Source organism: Micromonospora sp. NPDC047753 (assembly GCF_040642735.1).
In the GTDB taxonomy this organism is placed as follows: domain Bacteria; phylum Actinomycetota; class Actinomycetes; order Mycobacteriales; family Micromonosporaceae; genus Micromonospora.
Map to the genome: position 1 here is coordinate 1 of NZ_JBEYSL010000868.1, position 1,304 is coordinate 1,304.

3 protein-coding genes are annotated in these 1,304 nt (G+C 67.7%); 2 read left to right on the forward strand and 1 reads right to left on the reverse strand.

The genetic code is table 11. The features are described from left to right. On the reverse strand, nucleotides 1-237 hold a 237-nt coding region (locus tag ABZ749_RS35330), incomplete at its 3' end, for a thiamine pyrophosphate-binding protein (RefSeq protein ID WP_357235780.1). A 164-nt stretch (nucleotides 238-401) separates the two neighbouring features. Here ABZ749_RS35330 and ABZ749_RS35335 point away from each other — a divergent pair. Together ABZ749_RS35335 and ABZ749_RS35340 are read left to right on the forward strand one after the other, a co-directional pair. Next, nucleotides 402-695, forward strand: a complete 294-nt coding sequence (locus tag ABZ749_RS35335) for a hypothetical protein (RefSeq protein ID WP_357235783.1) — start codon at nucleotides 402-404, stop codon at nucleotides 693-695. 288 nt (nucleotides 696-983) lie between these two features. After that, the coding region (locus ABZ749_RS35340) for a hypothetical protein (protein WP_357235785.1) at nucleotides 984-1,304 on the forward strand (321 nt) is incomplete at its 3' end.

The following is a 1,304-nucleotide window of genomic DNA, read 5'->3' on the forward strand; positions in this document are numbered from 1 at the left end:
GCCGTACGCGAGTCCGGGCCCGAGGTGCAGCAGCGTCGCGGCGGGCTTACCCGCGATCCGGGCGTAACCGTCGGCCGCGCCGCTGACCACGCCCTCGAAGAGAGCGAGCACGCCGTGCAGCTCGGGAACCGCCTCCAGTGCCCCGACCAGGTGCAGTTCGGTGGTGCCGGGGTTCGTGAAGAGCACCTCGACGCCGCCGTCGACGAGCGTCCGCAGCAGTGCTTCCGCGCCGTTCACCAGTCACCCCGTCCCCGGTCAGATCAGTAGTATGTAGATACTAAACTCGCATTTCGGACTCTTGCTGTTAGGTTCGGGGAACTCGCCCGCCAGGTAGAGAGGGAGCCCGATGGAGCGCGGATGGGCCGAACGGCGCTACCTGGAGCAGCGGCGACCTGCGACCGATGATGAACCTCGCGGGCGACACCAGGCACTGCGTCGAATACCTGATGGGCAACCACACCACGGCCGAGCGGATGTTCCGGTACGACCCGACGGTCATGCTGTACGCGCCCCTGCGCACGTTGATCAGCGACCGACCCGACGGCGGAGCGCGGTTCGTCATCGAGCAACCCAGTCACGCGTTCGGCTCGTCGGGAGTGGACGCGATCCACGAGGTGGGCCGGGAACTCGACCGTGAGGTCGCCGCCCTCCTGGCGTACCTCGAGGTGCCCGTGCCGGCGGGCCTGTCCGACTAAGGCCTTTCATGAGGCCAGTTCTTGTGGAACAGGCCTTGGGGCGGCGGTCGGGGTGCCGATGGCGCTGCGGCTCGGACTTGCCCTGACCGGGGTGTATGCCCTGCTCCCACGGCGTCCGGAAAAACATGATCTAGGCGCGGCCGGCAGAACGTGATCTTATACGCACCGGCGATCCGTAACACCGCGCAAACCATCGATTAACCATCGGCGGCTTAGGTGGGGGAGCGCTCCCATGAGCGGGTCGCGATCGATGAACAGCTCCACAAGGGAGCAACCGAAAGGAGCCTCGTGGCTACAGGCACGAGCGGAAACAGGCTGCGAAGACTGGCGATACCTACGCTGGTCGTCGCCCTGATCACCGGTACCACCGGTGTCGCGGGAACGGCGTTGGCGGCACCCTCGGGGTCGCCGGGTAACGGCAGTGGCGCCGGCTACTTCACCGCCGGGTCCGACAAGTCGGTCACCCTGACCGACGGGGCCGACCGCCGACCCGGCGGCAACCGTGCGGCCACGCCGAAGGTGGCCGTCGACGAGACCGGCCCCGGCATGTACGTCGTCGAGTTGGCCGAGGCCGCCCTGAACGACGGTGATACCCCGCGCACCGTGCAG

Coding starts and splice junctions, on each gene's coding strand:
- ABZ749_RS35335 (WP_357235783.1), top strand. CDS start 402: ATGATGAACCTCGCGGGCGACACCAGGCACTGCGTCGAATACCTGATG.